Annotated in this window: 11 protein-coding genes and 1 pseudogene; 1 reads left to right on the top strand and 11 read right to left on the bottom strand. The window is 73.6% G+C overall.

The annotated features are described in order from the left end of the window. From ABWI04_RS36630 to ABWI04_RS36610, 5 genes are all read right to left on the bottom strand, one after another. Positions 1 to 1,503, bottom strand: a 1,503-nt coding sequence (locus ABWI04_RS36630; RefSeq protein WP_502913208.1) for a tyrosine-protein kinase domain-containing protein, incomplete at its 3' end; no start/stop codon positions are given. Between the two features lie 89 nt (positions 1,504 to 1,592). Further along, positions 1,593 to 3,068, bottom strand: coding sequence for a GumC domain-containing protein (locus ABWI04_RS36625; RefSeq protein WP_353835252.1), 1,476 nt, complete (start codon positions 3,066 to 3,068; stop codon positions 1,593 to 1,595). Between the two features lie 7 nt (positions 3,069 to 3,075). Then, a complete protein-coding gene (locus tag ABWI04_RS36620; protein WP_345173577.1) occupies positions 3,076 to 3,939 on the bottom strand; it encodes a sulfotransferase domain-containing protein in 864 nt (287 codons plus the stop codon). Further along, the gene (locus ABWI04_RS36615; protein ID WP_353835251.1) at positions 3,936 to 5,162 is read right to left on the bottom strand and encodes a hypothetical protein; all 1,227 of its coding nucleotides are present in this window, start codon (positions 5,160 to 5,162) and stop codon (positions 3,936 to 3,938) included. The genes ABWI04_RS36620 and ABWI04_RS36615 overlap by 4 nt, the downstream gene beginning before the upstream one ends. Continuing rightward, on the bottom strand, positions 5,159 to 6,601 hold the full coding sequence (locus ABWI04_RS36610; RefSeq protein ID WP_345173628.1) for a hypothetical protein: 1,443 nt from the start codon (positions 6,599 to 6,601) through the stop codon (positions 5,159 to 5,161). Before ABWI04_RS36610 ends, ABWI04_RS36615 begins: the two co-directional genes overlap by 4 nt. 399 nt (positions 6,602 to 7,000) lie before the next feature. Between ABWI04_RS36610 and ABWI04_RS36605 the strand changes: the two genes are divergently transcribed. After that, positions 7,001 to 9,841, top strand: a complete 2,841-nt coding sequence (locus ABWI04_RS36605; RefSeq protein ID WP_345173581.1) for a PKD domain-containing protein — start codon at positions 7,001 to 7,003, stop codon at positions 9,839 to 9,841. Positions 9,842 to 9,919: 78 nt separating this feature from the next. Here ABWI04_RS36605 and ABWI04_RS36600 read toward each other — a convergent pair whose 3' ends face one another. From ABWI04_RS36600 to ABWI04_RS36575, 6 genes and pseudogenes are all read right to left on the bottom strand, one after another. After that, positions 9,920 to 11,527, bottom strand: a complete 1,608-nt coding sequence (locus ABWI04_RS36600; protein WP_353835250.1) for a CBM96 family carbohydrate-binding protein — start codon at positions 11,525 to 11,527, stop codon at positions 9,920 to 9,922. Between the two features lie 58 nt (positions 11,528 to 11,585). Beyond that, the gene (locus tag ABWI04_RS36595) at positions 11,586 to 12,857 is read right to left on the bottom strand and encodes a hypothetical protein (RefSeq protein ID WP_345173585.1); all 1,272 of its coding nucleotides are present in this window, start codon (positions 12,855 to 12,857) and stop codon (positions 11,586 to 11,588) included. Positions 12,858 to 12,964: 107 nt separating this feature from the next. Further along, on the bottom strand, positions 12,965 to 13,756 hold the full coding sequence (locus ABWI04_RS36590) for a WecB/TagA/CpsF family glycosyltransferase (protein ID WP_345173587.1): 792 nt from the start codon (positions 13,754 to 13,756) through the stop codon (positions 12,965 to 12,967). Beyond that, positions 13,734 to 14,702, bottom strand: a complete 969-nt coding sequence (locus ABWI04_RS36585) for a sulfite exporter TauE/SafE family protein (RefSeq protein WP_345173589.1) — start codon at positions 14,700 to 14,702, stop codon at positions 13,734 to 13,736. The genes ABWI04_RS36590 and ABWI04_RS36585 overlap by 23 nt, the downstream gene beginning before the upstream one ends. A gap of 103 nt (positions 14,703 to 14,805) precedes the next feature. Further along, complete coding sequence (cysC, locus tag ABWI04_RS36580; protein WP_353835249.1) at positions 14,806 to 16,275, bottom strand: adenylyl-sulfate kinase; 1,470 nt, start codon at positions 16,273 to 16,275, stop codon at positions 14,806 to 14,808. Positions 16,276 to 16,405: 130 nt separating this feature from the next. Next, a pseudogene (locus tag ABWI04_RS36575) lies at positions 16,406 to 16,741 on the bottom strand (hypothetical protein); the annotation flags it as partial.

Here is a 16,741-nt window from a genome sequence, read left to right as displayed (position 1 = left end):
GGCGGGCGGAGCCTGCCGCGCCGCGCGCCCTCCCCGCGGCTCCGGCGGCTCCAGCAGGGCGCCGAGCACCGTGACGCCGGCGCGCTCGGCCTCCACGTACGCCTGCCGCAGCTCCTCGCGGGTCGTGACGCCCTGGTTGATCACGAGCACGACCGCGTCCACGAAGGTGCACAGGGCCTGCGCGTCGGCGTCGTGCAGGCTCGCCGCGTTCACGATGAGGTACTCGCTGCGGCGGCGCAGCACCTTGACGGTCTCGCGCATCCGCGGGCCGCTGAACCGGTGCGCGGCCTCGCGGGCGCGCGGGCCGCGCGGCAGCAGCCGCAGCTGCGAGTCGGTGTGGATCAGCAGGGTCGCCGGGTCCGTGCCGCTGAGCAGGGTGTCCGACAGCCCCTTGCCGCCGGGCCGGGCGCCGAACAGGGTGCTGACGTCGGCGTCCTCGGTGGTCGCGTCGATCATGATGGTCTTGGCGCCGGCGAAGGCGAGCGAGACCGCGAGGTTGGCGCTGGCCATGCGGGCGCTGCCCCCCGGGGTGGCGTTGCTGATCAGCAGCGCCACCGGGGTCTGCGGCGCGGTCGCCACGACCGCGGCGCGCAGCCGCCGGTACGCCTCGCCGACCGGGCTCTTGGGCGCGCTGACCAGGGCCAGCGTGTCGCCGGGCGGGCCGCCCGCCGGGATGGTGGACAGCGTCCGGACGCCGAGCCCCTCGATCGACTCGGCGTTGCGCAGTCGCTGGTTGAGCCGCTCCCTCAGCAGCATGACCACGAACCCGGCGACCAGCCCGAGCACGAGGCCGCCCGCGCCGTACATCGCGGGCCGGACGATGCCGGGCCCGGCCGGCGCGTCCGCCGGGGTGATCACCTGTCCGGGGTCGAGGGGGGTGCTGGCGATGTCGTTGGACTGCTCGTCGATGACGCCGAGCTGGTTGGTGTAGGCGGTGACGCGCTGCTGGAGGGTGGAGCGCCGGGAGCCGGAGGAGGCGGCCAGCTCGTTGTTCGCCCGCTGCAGCAGGTGCTCGACCCTGGCCGACTGCGCCTTCAGCTTCGCGAGCTGGTTGTTCACCACGGCCTGCGCGCGCTGCGTGCGGTACTCCAGGTAGGCGTCGGCGAAGGCCTGCGCGCCCGCGCGGGCGTTGCCGGAGCTGTTCGCGGTGTAGGTCAGGTTGAGCACCTGGGTGTTGGGCGGGACCGAGACCCCGATGTCGCCCTCCGCCTCGTGCCCGAGCTTCTTCTGGACGATCTTGGCGACGCTGTCGGTGGCGACCAGCTGCGCCTCCGTCTGCAGGTTCACCAGGTCGTCGCCGCGGCCCTCCGGGGAGTACGGGTTGCCCTCCAGCGGGCTGACCAGCACCGTCGCGGTGGCCTTGAACGGCGGCGGCACGGCGATCTCCAGGGCGACGCCGGCCGCGGTGCCGAGCACGGCGAGCCCGATCAGCGCCCCCAGATAGCGCCGGACCAGGGCGAGCAGGTGCCCCCCCTGGGCGTCGGCCGTCTGGTCAGCTCCCACGACGATCCCCCTCATCGATCAGGCTCGTTCTTGACGGAGTGTTCATCTCGACTTTAACCGCGCCTTGCAAGAAGACGGTTCTGTTCATCTCAACCTTGTCCAGGAGCGGCGACCCCGACCGGGGACGGGCGGGCGGCGCGCCGCGGCGCCGGGGACTCGGGCCCGCGCAGGACGGGAGCGGTCAGCACGATCACGCGTGCGGGGTTGGCCGCCTGGTCGAGGGCCAGTACCCCGCTCGCGACCTCGCGGTCCAGGGCCCGTCCCCGTTCGACGACCACCAGGGCGATGTCACTGGCGGCGGCCGCGGCGATGGTGTCCGCGCCGTTGATGTCGGGCGTGGTGATGACGACGATGCGGGACACGCGGCCCGCCTTGTCGACGGCCCGGGTGAGCTGGCGGTCGTCGTCGCTGCGCACCAGCCGGACGGTGAACGAGTGGCCGGTCCCGGCCGCGGCCGGCGGCTCGTGGAAGGGCTCGCCGTCGGCGACGATGCGCAGGACCGTCGTGGCCGATCCGCCCTCGGTGCACATCTCGGCCAGCTCGTAGGCCACCTCGGTGCCGGCCGATCCCGGGACCCCGGTGACGAGCACGGTGGCGGCGTCGGCGTCGAAGACCAGGTTGCGGAGCCGCCGCGCGACCTCGCGGTGCCCGGCGCCGAGCGCCGCCCCCTCCACCATGATCGGAAGCCGGCTGTGCAGCCGCAGGTCGGCGGGGCGCCGGATGCGGCGCGGCCGCACCTCGCGGACCACCACGTAGGCGATCCAGCAGAGCAGGCCGATGCCGATTCCGGACGCGACGGCCACGTCGCGTCCGGGATCGTCGCCCCGCCGGGGGAGCGGGGCCCCGCGCAGCACCTCGCCGGGCTGCTCCTGCTTGCTCTTGATGGCCGCCACCTGCTTCTCCACGTCGCGGATCTGCTTCACCAGCGCCTGGCGACGGGTGCGGGTGGTGAGCCGGCGCAGCTCGTCCTCGTCGCCGGGCAGCGCCGCGAGCTGCTTCTTCAGCAGCTCGGCGTTGTTCTCCAGCGCCTGGCGGTTGTGCTCCAGCACCTGGCCGAGGATCCGGTTCCGCAGCGCCAGGTAGGAGTCGGCGACGACCCGGGCGCCGTCCTGGGCGGTCCGCGGCGTTCCGGCCCGCACCGAGATCGTGAGCACGTGGGTGTTGGACGGCACCGTCAGGCCGATCCGGTCGCGCAGTTCGGCGTCGGACGCGTCGAAGCCCGGCCGCTCCGCCAGCTTGGACAGCACCGGGCGGGACCAGACGAGCTGGGCCTCGGTGTCCATCGTCGTCTCGCGGGGGGCGCGGGTGTTGGTGTCGATCGCCGAGCCGATGTCGATGGAGGGGTGCAGCGCCACCGGCGGCGCCAGCACGTAGATCTGCGCGGTGTAGGTCGTCGGCGTCAGCACGATCTTCACGACCCCGAGCGCGCACCCGGCCAGCAGCGCGATGAGCAGCGCGGCCAGGTGGCGGCGGACGACGCCCGCGTACCGGGTGACCGGGACGGAGTCCGGCGCGAGCGGCGGTTCCGCCTGCACGCTGGCCGGGCCGAGGGTGCGTTTGCTCATCGCCGCCTCATCGCCGCCAGGCGGGCTCGGCGCCGAGGAGCGCGGCGAGCTTGTCGTCCCAGGGGGCGTAGTACTCGGCCAGGCGGCGCTGCAGGTGGTCCGGCAGCGGGGAGCCCGGCCGCGCGTTGTGCCGTTCGAACGACGCGGGCCGCCAGGCCGGCAGCCCCAGGAACTCCAGGATGGAGTCGTAGCAGGGCTCGGGTTCGGTGAAGAAGTCCTCCGCGAACGCCACGTGCACCCTGTCCCGTCCGAAGAGGGCGAACAGCCGCTCGATCTGCTCGGCGTAGCGACCGCGGTCGAGGTAGGAGTGGTGCCGGTGGCTGTGGCTCACGTAGGCGGGGTCGGCCTTGATCTTGTCGATCTCGCCGGAGAGCCGCTCGGGCTCCAGGTCCAGGGCCCGCTCGAACGGCTCGGTCTCGAACCCCCGCGCCAGCTCGTGCTTGTGGGCGGAGTAGGCCCGCACCACCGGGTCGCGCAGCAGGACGACGAGCTTCACCCCGGGCAGGTCGCGGGCGATCCGCTCCGGCGCCAGCGGGTGGTGCATGTAGTAGCCGGCGGACTCGAACGCCTGGGGGGCGGCGTCCCGGGCGCGGCGCTCGGCGAGCGCGCGGACCGGGAAGTGCCCCCGGTACCAGCCGAGGCCGCGCGTGTAGTTGACGTCGAAGTAGTGCACGCCCTTGTGGAAGTTGGGCTGGACGGTCGCCGGGTGCGCGGCCAGGGCGCGGAACAGCGAGGTGGTGCCGCCGCGCTGCGTGCCGACCATGAGGAAGTCGGGCAGCATCCGGGCGCCCGAGGTCAGCCGCCCTCCGGCGCGGGTCGCGGCCCGTCCGGCCTCCTTGACCCACGGAGGGGCGTCACGGCGTGAGATCACGGGGTTCCTCCCGAGGGCGTGTCCGGTGGAGTGGTGTGCAGGAGCGTCAGCAGCCGCTCGGTGTCGGCGCGCAGCGGCCCGCCGATCGGCTCCTGGGCGGCCAGCAGGTAGCGGCGGCACAGCTCCAGGAGGTAGAGCCGGACGGTCGCCTCCGCGGCGGGGCCCGTCGGCCCGAGCGGCTCCAGGAGGGCGGCGGCGCCGTCCGGCCAGGCGGCGTAGGGCGGCCCGGACGCGGTGCGCATCGCCTCCTGGAGGCGGTAGTGCAGCAGGTCGAACCCGTTCGGGACGCCGCGCGAGAACCGCTCCCAGTCCCACAGGCGCAGCACGCCGCGGTGCCAGGCCATGTTCCACGGCGTCCAGTCGCCGTGCCAGGCGCCGAAGTCCAGGACCAGGTCGCCGTGCGCCTTGCCGACGCCTTCGACGACCTCGCCGAAGACGGCGCGCTGCCGCTCGTCCCGGACCCGGCCGGGGCTCGCGGCCATCTCCTCCCAGTAGGCGCTGGCGCGCAGCGGCGCCCGCTCGACGCCGCCGACCTCGAACAGCGCCCGCATCTCCGAGACGGGGGCCCGCCCCCGCGGGCGCCAGCCGAGCGCGCTGGTCGGGAGCGGTTCGAGGACGAGCAGGTCGAGGCCGTGCCACGTGCCGTGGTGCAGCAGCCGCGGGACGTGCAGGCGCCCGCCCGGCCCCGGCGCGGGCAGGTGGGCGTTCAGGTAGGTGAGGGCGGCGGCCTCGCCCTCCAGGAGGGCGCGGGCCGTGCCGGTGTCGCCGATCTTGACGAAGGCCGCGGGCTCGCCGCGCGGCGTCAGCACGTGCAGGATCGGCTTGCGGTTGGCGCGGGCGCTCCCGAGCCCCACGCTGACCACCACCGGCCGCCCGAGCAGCTCCGCCAGCCGGTCCTCGATGGAGGGGCCGCCGCCGGTGATGCTGAGCCGGTCGCGCAGCGTGCGCTCCGGCAGGCCGGTGCGCACCGCCGCCGCCGTCAGGCCGCGGGAGGCGCGCTGCTTCGGGCCGAGGTCGTGGCTGTAGCGGCGCAGCGCGGCCGCGGTGGCGCGCGGCATCCCCGCCGGGACGAGCAGCCGCGGCCGCTCCGCGTCCGGCAGGAACGCCAGTTCCCGGCGCGCCCCCTCGGAGCGTCCCGGTCCGACGGCCTCCACCCGCGCGTCCGGCCACAGGTCCCGCACCGCCGCGATCCAGGCGGCGCGCGTCTCCTCCGGGGCGCTCACAGCGACGCCTCCTCGGCGGTGCCGGCGGGCGCCGCCTCGGCGGTGTCGGCCGGCGCCGCGACGCGGGCACGGGCGCGCGGCCGGGCCTCGGCGCGGGCGTCCCTGCTCGCCCGCCACATCAGCCCCACAGCGATCATCACCGTGTACAGCGGTACCTCCACCATGTCGTAAGTGATCATGAACAGGCCGCAGGCGATCAGGACGGCGCAGCCCGCCAGCGAGTACGCGCCGCGCTCGCGCCAGTGCCGCAGGAACCGGACGGCGAAGAACGCGCAGAACGCGATCGTCCCGACGACGCCGTTGGCGAACAGCAGGAGCCACAGATGGCCCTGGGTGCCGAGCGGCGGGGAGCCGCACGCCTTGCAGCCGATCTTGTCGCCGCCGGACACCTGGCCGAGGTCGCCCTGGACGTTGCGGGTGGACCCGAATCCGACCAGCGGGGAGCCGCTCAGGGCGCTGCGGGTGGTCTCCTCGGCCAGCAGCGTGCGGCGGTTGTTGCTGTGCGGGTTGTCGAGGCGGTCCTGGACGAGGCCGGGCAGCGGCGACAGCGCCACGACGATCGCGCCCGCCGCGGCCATCCCGGCCGTCCAGGCGATCACGCGGGGGCCGCCGACCTGGAGCAGCTTCGCGACGCCGAACAGGCCGATCGCGCCGAGCGCCCCCCACAGCCCCCGGTTCAGCGAGTACACGACGGGCCACAGCGACGCGGCGAGGACGGCCAGCCCGAACGCGCGGCGCCGCATGTCGGCGCGGACGATCCAGGTCAGCAGGAAGTACGGGAGGAAGAAGGCGTAGGCGGAGCCCCAGGTGTTGGCGTACGCGAACGGCGCCATCGGCCGGGACTGCTCGAACCCGAGGATCGACTCGATGTCGGCGACCTTCGGGTGGACGATGTCGCGGACGAAGGAGTTGGCGGTCAGCCCGTGCGGCAGCACCATCTCCACCGGCGAGGTGAGCTGGATCGAGGGGAAGAAGGACCCGACCAGCCCGCCGACGGTCGTCACGATGAACATGTAGCCGAGGAGCCGGCCGATCTTGCCCGACGGCAGCTCCCGCTCGCTCATGTTGCCGATGTAGAGCAGCACGATGGTGGACGACAGGTACCAGGCGAGCCGGTAGCCGTACACCAGGAGCCGGCTGAACCCGCCGCCCGGTTCGGCGAGGGGGGCGTCGGCCCACAGCACCAGCACGCCCAGCACGACCCAGAGCAGGAAGAAGAGCCACGTCCCGAAGCCGCCGGGCGCCACCAGGGTGCCGCGCCGCCGCCACAGCGTCATCGCCATGGGCACGCTGATGACCAGCAGCACGATGTTCGCCAGGCCGAGGATCCACCACACGGGGAAGCCGAGGAGCGCGACGGCGAGCGGCCAGCCCGGCCGCAGGCGCCAGGGCAGCAGCCGCGGCGTCGCGAGAGGTGTGCTCCCCGCGATCCCTCGCATCCCGGCCAATCACCGCTCCGTTTCCGTGGGACGCGCCTGCGGGCGCGCGGACCGCGCCGTCCGGTTCCGGACGCACGTCGCCCATGGAAGGACGTCCTGTCTCTTACCAGGGGCGACAGCGGATGATGGCCGAATTCGGCCACGCGATCCGGTCGTCCGGTGAGACCCGGCAAGCGTCCTTTCGAGGTGCGCAGCGTACCTCGCGAGACGTGATGGGCGTGCCCGCCGGGGCGCGTCCGGGGGGCCTGCCGCAGGCCGATCATCGGGCGGGCCGGTGGCCGAAACCGAATAGTTAGTGATCAAACGGCGGTCCCGGCTGCCCGCTGGCTACGATTGCGCGGCGCTATGTGCCTTCACGAGGAACATGGCGGCTTACTTCTATCTTGCACGGAGGGGTCGATGGGCAGACGCAGGTGGGGGCCTCTGGCCGTGGGGGCGGTGCTCGCGCTGGGGACGCTGACGGGGAGCCTCGCCGCGGGCGCCCCGGCGAGCGCGGACCAGAGGGGATCCGAGCCCGCGCACGGCAAGGTCGTCAACGCGGACCCGGCGAACTACACGCCGAACGTCCTGGACGGCGAGGTCAAGTCGATCATCAAGATCGGCGGCAAGATCTACGTCGGCGGCTCGTTCACCCAGGTGAAGGAGCCCGGGGCCAACAAGCCGACGCTGGTCCGCAACCGGCTGTTCGCCTTCGACGCCGCCACCGGCGCCATCGACCCCGACTTCGCGCCCAGCCTCGACAAGGGCGAGGCCAGCGCGCTGCTGCCCGCCCCCGACGGCCAGTCGATCTACGTCGGCGGGAGCTTCGGCCAGATCAACGGCGTCCGGCACTTCGTGCTCGCCAGGATCAACGCCCAGACCGGCGCCCCCATCGCCTCGTTCGACCCGCAGTTCGACGCCAAGGTCCGCGACCTGCGGCTGGCGGGCGGCCGGCTGTACGTCGGCGGCACCTTCGCGACCGTCGGCGGCGTCGCGCGGCCGGCCCTCGCCGCCCTCGACCCGCAGACCGGGGCCCGCGACGACTTCCTGAACCTCGACGTCACCGGCACCCAGACCGGCGACGGCGTCACCCAGATCTACAAGATGGACGTCAGCCCTGACGGCTCCAAGCTCGTCGGCATCGGCAACTTCAGCTCGGTCGCGGGCAGCACCCGGCGCCAGATCGTCATGGTGGACCTCACCGGCCCGTCCGCCCAGCTCGCGAACTGGGACACCACCCGCTACGCCGACCAGTGCTCGCAGTCGTTCGACACGTACATGCGCGACGTCGAGTTCTCTCCCGACGGCGCGTACTTCGTGGTGACGACCACCGGCGCGTACGGCGGCTCCGCGAAGCTGTGCGACACCCAGGCCCGCTGGGAGAGCGCCGCCTCCGGCGGCGGCCAGCAGCCGACCTGGGTGAACTACACCGGGGGCGACACCACCTACGCCGTGGAGATCACCGACACGGCCGTCTACACCGGCGGCCACTTCCGGTGGGCGAACAACCCGTTCGCGGGCGACAACCCCGGCCAGGGCGCCGTCGGACGCGAGGGCATCGTCGCGCTCGACCCGGTCAGCGGCCTGCCGTTCAGCTGGAACCCCGGCCGCGACAAGGGCGTCGGCGTCTTCGACATGCTGGCCACCGACGAGGGCCTGTGGATCGGCAGCGACACCGACAACGTCGGCGGCGAGTTCCACCAGAAGCTCGCGCTGTTCCCCGTGGCCGGGGGCGCGGTCATCCCCGCCTACAGCACCGGTGAACTGCCCGGGAACGTCTACTCCGGCGGCGGCATCGGCTTCGGGGCCGCCAACTACCTGAGGCACCGCTCGTTCGACGGCACCACCGCCGGCGCCGCGGTCGACGACGGCACGGCGGGCGTCGACTGGCGCACCGCGCGCGGCGCCTTCATGGTCAACGGGGAGCTCTTCTACGGGTCGTCGGACGGCGCGTTCCGGCGCCGGTCCTTCGACGGCACGGCGCTCGGCACGCCGACCACCATCGACACCGCCGACCAGCTCACCGCCATGACGACCTGGCACTCGCAGGTGCCGAACATCACCGGCATGTTCTTCGCCAAGGGCCGGATCTACTACACGCGCGGGCAGTCCTCGCTCTACTACCGGACGTTCAACCCGGAGAGCAACGTCGTCGGCGCGCAGGAGTTCACCGCGGTGGGCAACCTGCCCGGCATGAGCTGGAGCTCGGTCGGCGGCATGTTCGTCAACGGCGCGAACCTCTACTACGTCAACAACGGCAACGGCCGGCTCTACCGGGTCGCGTTCTCCGCGGCGGGAGTGCCGTCCGGCTCGCCGACCGAGGTCAGCACCGCCGACTGGCGCGGCCGGACGGTCTTCCTGTACGCGGGGACGCCGAACCAGCCGCCGACCGCCGCGTTCACCGGCGACTGCGACGGGCTCACCTGCACCTTCAACGCCGCCGGCTCGTCCGACTCCGACGGCTCGATCGCCTCCTACGCCTGGGACTTCGGCGACGGCGGCACCGGCACGGGCGTCGCGCCGCAGCACGCGTTCGCCGCGGCCGGCACCTACACGGTCAAGCTGACGGTGACCGACGACCGCGGCGGCAAGGGCACCCGGTCCCAGGACGTGACGGTCGCGTCGAACCAGGTGAACATCGGCTACCGCGGCGGAGCGGGCGGCAACGGCAACGTCCAGACCGCCACGGCGCAGGTCCCGCCGGCGGTCCAGCCCGGCGACGGCATGCTCCTGTTGCTGACGTTCAACAGCAGCGAGGCGACGCTGGCGACCCCGCCGGCCGGCTGGACGCAGGTCGGCACGCAGGCGGCGGGCACCGCGACGTCCGTCGTCTGGAAGCGCGTCGCCCAGGCCGGTGACGCCGGCACGCAGGTCGGCATCGGGTTCAGCGCCTACACCAAGGCCGACATCCGGCTGCTCGCCTACGAGGGCACCAACGCCACCGACCCGGTCGCGGCGGTGGCGAAGAGCAGCGACGCCGGCACCGTCACCGACCACACCGGCCCGTCGGCCCAGGTGGACGCGGCCGGGTCGTGGGTGGTGACGTACTGGGCGGACAAGTCGTCCACCACCACGTCCTGGACGGCCCCGGCCGGCGTGGAGGCCCGCGGCACCGGGATCGGCTCGGGCAGCGGCCGCATCACGGCCCTGGTCGCCGACAGCAACGGCACGGTCGCCACCGGCGCCTACGGCGGCAAGACGGCGACGACCGACGCCGCCAGCCGCGCCGCGATGTGGACCATCGTCCTGGCCCGCAAGTAGGACGCGTCACCCGCACGCGCCGCGCCCCCCGCCGGATCTCCGGCGGGGGGCGCGGCATGTCGGCGGCGGGTGCGGCCGTCAGCAGAAGTCGCTCCAGGCCTTGCGGCTCTGGGTGTCGAGGAGGCGGAAGTCGCCGGTGCTCCAGTCGAGGTCGAAGTAGGAGACCCACAGGGCGCGGTGCTTGGCGAGGTAGGCGTTGGTGGCGTTGAGCCAGGCGGCGCGCCTGTCGCCGTTGTCGTCCTTGACCAGGTAGCTGCCGGTCTCGGCGATGCCGAAGGGCAGGTCCTCGCCCTTGCTGACGGCGACGACGCGGTCGTACATGGTGGCCGGGTCGTCGTAGCGGCCCTTCTTCCAGCCGAGGTTGTACACGTCCCAGCCGAGGACCTGGATGACGTCGCGGCCCGGGTAGTAGTCGCGCCAGTCGCGCTTGGACAGCGGGTCGAGGCTCCAGCCCATCAGGACGAGGGTGGCGTGGACGCGGGGGTTGCCCGCCTTGTCGGCGAGGGACCGCAGCCGCCGCCACGCGGCGCGGTAGTCGGCGGCGGTGAACTCGCCGGAGGCGATGTTGTCCTCGGGCTCGTGGTAGTAGACCCAGTAGAGGTCGCGGTCGCGGGGCGCGGTCGCGAACCAGCGGGTCATCTCCCGGTCGTACTTGCCGGCGAGGACGTCCTTGGGCGCCAGCTTGAACGAGATGATCGGCGGGCGGTTCCCGGTGTCGGGCTTGCCCGGCCACGCCGGCGGGACGCCCTGGTAGAACAGCCGGACGGTCTCCAGGCCGCCGTAGGCGGCGTCCAGGCGGGTGAGGGCCTTCTGGAAGGTCTCACCCGGCTGGAGTTCGAGGGAGAGGCCGCAGAGCGTCCGCCCGCCCGCGGGGGACGTGCCGGGGGTCTTCACCGGCTGCGGGGTCTGCCAGGTGGGTTCGGGCGCGGGCGCGGGAAGCGCAGTGCCGGACGTCTCCGGCGACCTGCTCGGCGTCGGCGGGGGCGCGCCCGGCCGGGTCCGCAGGAGCAGGCGCGGGCCCTCGCCGGTCTCCCGTGAGCGCAGCGAGACCGCCGTCCGGGGGCCCTGGCCGGTGATGGCGAACGCGTAGAGGCCGGGGCCGGTCACCACCTGGCCCACGTCGAAGGACACCGTGCCCCCCGACCCGGCGGGGGCGCTCGCCACGACGGATCCGGCGACCGGGCGGTTGCCCCAGGACGTGCCCTCCTCCGTCCACGCGCCGGGCAGCGTGCGCAGCTCGACCCGCCGCGGCCGGTTCTCCAACCGGTCGAACGTCATCTCCACGCGGGCCCGGGTGACCGCCGGGGTGCCGGGCGGCACCTCGAACGCGACGTAGGCCTCGGTGTGCCAGCCGGGCCACGCGGAGGCGGTGATCTTCCGCGCGTCCCCGAACGCCGTGCCGGGCATCTCGCGCACCACGTAGGTGTCGGCCGAGGCGGGGACGACCGTGCTCGCGCCCGCGGCGGCCGTCCGGGCGTGGTGGGCCGTGCCGGTCCCCGACAGGGCGATCGCGCCCGAGCCGCCCAGGACCAGCAGCGCGCCCGCGGAGGTGACGTAGAAGAACGGGCGGGGGCCGCGGCGCCGGTCGCGCCGCCGCGGCCCGTCCGGCGGGACGGGCAGCGAGCGGCGCGCGTCGGGGCGGTGATGGCCGCCGCGGACCACCTCGCGCTGTTCGTGATGGACCAAGGCCCCCGCCCCTTCCCGCAGAACGTCCCCCGCCCTTTATCTCATGGGAGCCGCCGGCTCACCCCGCGGGGAACATCCCGAGGCGTCCGTGGTACTCGTGCCCGAGCTGGTCGGTGTCGCTGCCGACGAGCAGCCCCTTCGGGTGGGCGACCAGCGTCTCGACGCCGTGGCCGAGCGTCCGCGTGGGGTTCCACGCCAGCGCCTTGCCGGTCTTCGGGTCGAGCGCGCCGATGCCGGGGCGCGACACGGCGCCGGGGCCGGCGGAGTCGTGCCCGTAGGGGTTGTCCAGCCAGCGCTGGTGCCCGCCGACGTAGACCGCGGCGCCGGTCACCGAGGTGGACAGCAGCGTGTCGCCGCCCGTCCAGTTGACCCAGGTCGGCTTCTGCCCCGACCCGGTGGGGGACGACTCCCAGCGGGCGGCCGAGTCGCACAGCTGGCTCTGGCCGTAGGGGCCGCCCGTGGTGACGACCACGAAGTACTTGCCGTCGGGGGAGAAGTCCATGCCGCGCATGTAGGTGTCGAACGCGGCGAGGTTGCAGGGGGTGGAGTAGCGCTCGGTCGACCAGGTCGACAGCTTCGCGGTGCCCTTGCCCAGCGTGATCATCGCGATCTGGACGCGGCGCTGGCCGTTCACCCGGGTGAACGTCCCGTTGATGACCATGCGGGTGTCGGTGGGGTCGACCGCCATCCGGTACACCTTGAGGTCGCCCGACCTCGGCTCGGTGACGGTGAAGTTGAACGCGTTGTCGGCGACGCCCGTGAGCCTGTCGACCCGCGCGAGACCGGTGCGCGCCTTGCCGCCCGCCTTGGTGAACATGCCGCCGATGTAGAGCCGGGAGCCGCGCACCACCATGGTGTAGACCCGGTAGTTCACGTTCGGCTTGAAGCCGGTGTGGACCTTGTTGGTGGAGATCTTGAGCGCGGTCACCGTGCCGGTCTTGACGCCGTTGACGGTCGTGAACGTCCCGGCCGCGTAGATCCAGTCGCTGGACCCGGGCTGCAGGGCGTGGACGGTTCCGTTGACCTTCGGGACGAAGGCCGTGCTGATCTTCCCGGTCCGGATGTCGTAGGCGAACAGGTTGTGCCGCTTGATCGTCTTCTTGCCGCTGCCGGCCTCGCGGACCTCCTCGAAGTTCCCGCCCACGACGACCCAGTTCCCGACGGTGGTGATGGCGCGGACGGTGCCGTCCAGCACGTGCGGGGTGATGTTCACCGGGTTGGCGGAGACGACCGCCGGCTGGGCGATGTCGGCGGAGGCGGTGCCCGCGGCGGCGGGGACGGCGAGCGCCGCGAGCGCGGCGGCCGTGAGGCGGGCGATGGTGGGGCGCATGAAGGTGCTCCGGGAAGCGGCCGGGGACGCTGATGGCATCTTGTCCTACCACATGGCTAGAGGACGAGTAGGGGTTCCGGAAAAGTGCGGCATAGGAGGCGTCCCGCTCAGTCGGCGGGCGCCCTGCCGTGCCGCAGGCGATGGTAGAGGACCCGGGCGAGATAGGCGCCGAGTTCGACGGTGTAGCGGCGCCAGAGGCGGCGGGGCTCGCGCGCCAGGCGGTAGAGGAAGCCCACGCGCAGCCTCAGGACCCAGGCGGGGTAGTAGTCGCGCCGTTCGGCGAGGTGCTCGAAGTAGGCGCCGCACGTGATGACGACCGGTGCGGTGAGGCGGTCGCGGTACTCGGCGACGAACCGCTGCTGGAGGGGCGTCCCGAGGCCGACGTGCAGGATGTCGGGGGCCGCGTCGTTGATCTCGGCGACGAGGCGCTCGGCGGTCTCGGCGGGAATGCTGCCCTGCCCGTCCGCCCAGTGCCCGTGCAGGGTGCCCGCGACGTCCAGGCCCGGGTACCAGGCGCGGACGTTCGCGGCGGCGGCCTCGGCGACGCCGGGCGCGTTGCCGAACAGGAAGACGCGCCAGCCCTCCTCGGCGGGCTGGCCGAACAGGTCGTCGGTGAGGTCGTCGTTGGCCATCCGGCCGGGGACGGGACGGCCGAAGACCTTCGCGGCCAGAACGACGCCCCAGCCGTCGGGGAGGTTGAGGTCGAAGCCGTTCATCAGGTCGCGCAGCCCCGGATCCTTCTGCGCCCTGAGCACGTAGTCGGGGTTGGCGAAGGTGACCGTCAGCTTCGAGCGCTCCTTGACGGCCGCCGCGACGAAGGAGCGGAACCGGGCGACGTCCACGCGGCTGACCCGTACACCGAGGACGTCGACGGTGTCATGCGGCCATCGTGGGTCCACGTCTGCTCTGCTCTCCTGGGGCACCGGCGACGCCGGGGGAAACGACCGGAGAGGAGAGCGTATCCCGGTGCGGCGCGGCCCGGTGGCGAAGGACGAGCCAGGCGGCGACCGTGGCGGCGATGAGGACGACCATGGTCCAGGCGAGCGGGACGGGCGCGACGCCGAACATCTTCAGCGAGGAGGCGACGAGCACGAGGGCCAGCACCCGCCGGATCAGGGCGCTCGGGGCCCGGGAGGAGATCTTGGAGCCGAGGTAGACGCCGGGGACCGAGCCGGCGAGCAGCGCGGCGGTGACCTCCATGCGGAAGTCGCCGAACAGCAGGTGGCCGATGGCGGCCGCGAAGACCAGCGGGACGGCCTGGAGCAGGTCGGTGCCGACGAGCTGGTTGGCCTTGAGCGACGGGTAGAGGGCGAGCAGCGCGACGATGATGAGGGAGCCGGAGCCGACCGAGGTGATGCCGACGACGAGGCCGCCGACGACGCCGATCAGCACGGTCGGGACGGGGCGGACCGTGATCTTTGGGGACCGGTCGGCGTCCCCGGCGGAGCCGGCGCGCCCCCGGTGGGCGAGGTAGCCGCGCAGCGCCAGGCCCGCCGCGGCGATCATCAGGGCGGCGCCCATCGCCTTGCCGATGACGTTCTCCACGGAGTCGCCGTGCCCGAGCGCGCGGGCGAGCAGGACTCCGGAGAACGCGGCGGGCACCGAGCCCGCGCACAGCCACCCGACCAGCCGCATGTCGATGGTGCCCTGCCGGTAGTGGACGGCGCTGCCCACCGGTTTCATGACGGCGGCGGCGACCAGGTCGCTGGACACGGCGGCGAGCGGGCTCACCCCGAAGAACGTCACGAGCATCGGCGTCATCAGCGCGCCGCCGCCCATGCCGGTCAGCCCGACGATGATGGCGACGAGGAACGACCCGAGCGCCATCGTCCAATCGAAGTCCATCGGCATGACCTACCTGTCATGTAGGAATTATGGCTAACACGATAGGTGATGCCCTCCGGATCCGGAAATACCGGGTAAGGGGGTACGAGTGGGACGGAGGAGGTTATTCCGCTCGCACCCAGCCGCCGTCGACCAGCAGGTCGAGGACCCGGGCGACCGCCTCGTCCGGCGTCAGCCGCGAGGTGTCGAGGGTCAGGTCGGCGTCGTCCGGCTCCTCGTAGGGGTCGGAGATGCCGGTGAACTCGGGGATCTGCCCGGCGCGGGCCTTGGCGTACAGGCCCTTGCGGTCGCGGCGCTCGCACTCCTCCAGCGGCGTCGCCACGTGCACGAGGATGAAGTCGCCCACGGCGGACACCATCCGCCGCACCTCGGCGCGGGTGGCCGCGTAGGGGGCGATCGGCGCGCAGATCGCGGTGCCGCCGTGCCGGGTGATCTCGGCGGCGACGAACCCGATGCGGCGGATGTTGAGGTCGCGGTCGGCGCGGGAGAACGTCAGGCCCGCCGACAGCATCCGCCGGACGACGTCGCCGTCCAGCAGCGTGACCGTCCGGCCGCCGCGCTCCACCAGCGCGTCGGCCAGGCCGCGCGCGACCGTGGACTTCCCGGAGCCGGACAGGCCGGTGAAGAACACCGTGATGCCGCGCGAGCGCTTCGGCGGGCGCGCCAGCGCCAGCTCGGCGGCCACGGCGGGCGGGGTGAACCAGTCGGGGACGGGCTCGCCCGCGTCCAGCAGCTCGTCCAGCCGTTCGGGGGTCAGCTCCGCCTGGACGTGGTCGGGCTCGATGCGCGCGACGGGCCGCCAGACCTCGACGTCGGCGTCGTAGGCCCACGGCTCCGGGACGACGAGCGGGACGGCGGTGCCCTCCAGCTCCTGCTCGGCGAGCAGGTGGGTGGCGCCGTAGGCGGCGGCGACGTGCGCGCGGAGCCGGACGTCGCGCTCCCGGTCGCCGCGCGCCGGCAGCGGCACGGGAATGATCTGGGCGCCGTCCGGCAGCTCCCTGCGGACCCCGAGCAGCGCTCGGACGAGGGACTCGTCGTGCTCGCCGCCCAGCAGCGGCAGGACGAGGACCTTGGCGGCGAGCCGCTCGGCGACCTGGCGGAGCTGGCCGAGCTGCTTGCGGTGCAGGGGCTCGCGGGTGGCCACCGCGAGCACGGCGCCCTCGAACGCGTCGAGCTCGTCCGGGCGCCGGCGCAGGCGGTGGAACGGTCCGTGCGCGGGCGCGCGGAGGGCCTCCAGCGGCCCGGCGAGCCGCCAGCCCTGGGTCGTCGGGTCCTGCCACGCCTCGGCGACCCGCAGCACGGCGAGCGGCACGCCCTCGGGGTCCTGCAGCACGACCCGCTCCTGGCCGGTCAGCTCCTTGGGGACCGACAGCGTGACCGGGACCGGCCACGGGGTGCCGTCCGCGAGCCGCCCTCCGGCGATCACCATGGCGGTGTCGAACGAGCCGAGGAAGCCCGTCAGCGGGCGGTACACCCCCGCGAGGACGAGTTCGAGGTCGGCGAGCTCGACCGGGCCCGGGGTCCAGGCGGGCAGGTCGCGCAGCGTGTCGGGAAGGCCGGCTTCGGCGGTCACCGCGATCTCCGATCCCGCCCGGCGAGGCGGCCGGGCTCATCCATGGCGAGCAGGGTTTTCGCAGGAAAAATACTGCCCCGGCCTGGCCGCGCGCACGTCCGCCCCGGCCCGGGCCGCCCGCGGCCCCCGCTCAGATGACCCGCGCGAAACGGTTCTCCGGCTTGCGGATGACGAAGGTGACCTCGCTGTGGTCGGCCGTCAGCCGCCCCCGGGTGACCGCCGACACCAGCCGGCACAGCAGGTCGGCGAGGCCGGTTCCGGTCCCGAGGACGTCGAGCGCCTGACGCGAGGTGTACTCCTCGGCGACGACCAGCCCGCGCATGACGCAGTACCAGCGCAGGCCCGACCGGGAGGCGACCCGGTTGTAGAGCGCCGGGGGCGGGCTCGTCCGGACGACCGGCACCGGCCGGGTCGCGGCCTGCTCCGGGCCCGCCGCCGGCGGGGCCTGCCCGTCCTCGGCGGCCCC

This window comes from Actinomadura sp. NPDC000929, from assembly GCF_040492065.1.
Classification (GTDB): Bacteria; Actinomycetota; Actinomycetes; order Streptosporangiales; family Streptosporangiaceae; genus Spirillospora; species Spirillospora verrucosospora.
This window is presented reverse-complemented; position numbering and strand designations above follow the sequence as displayed.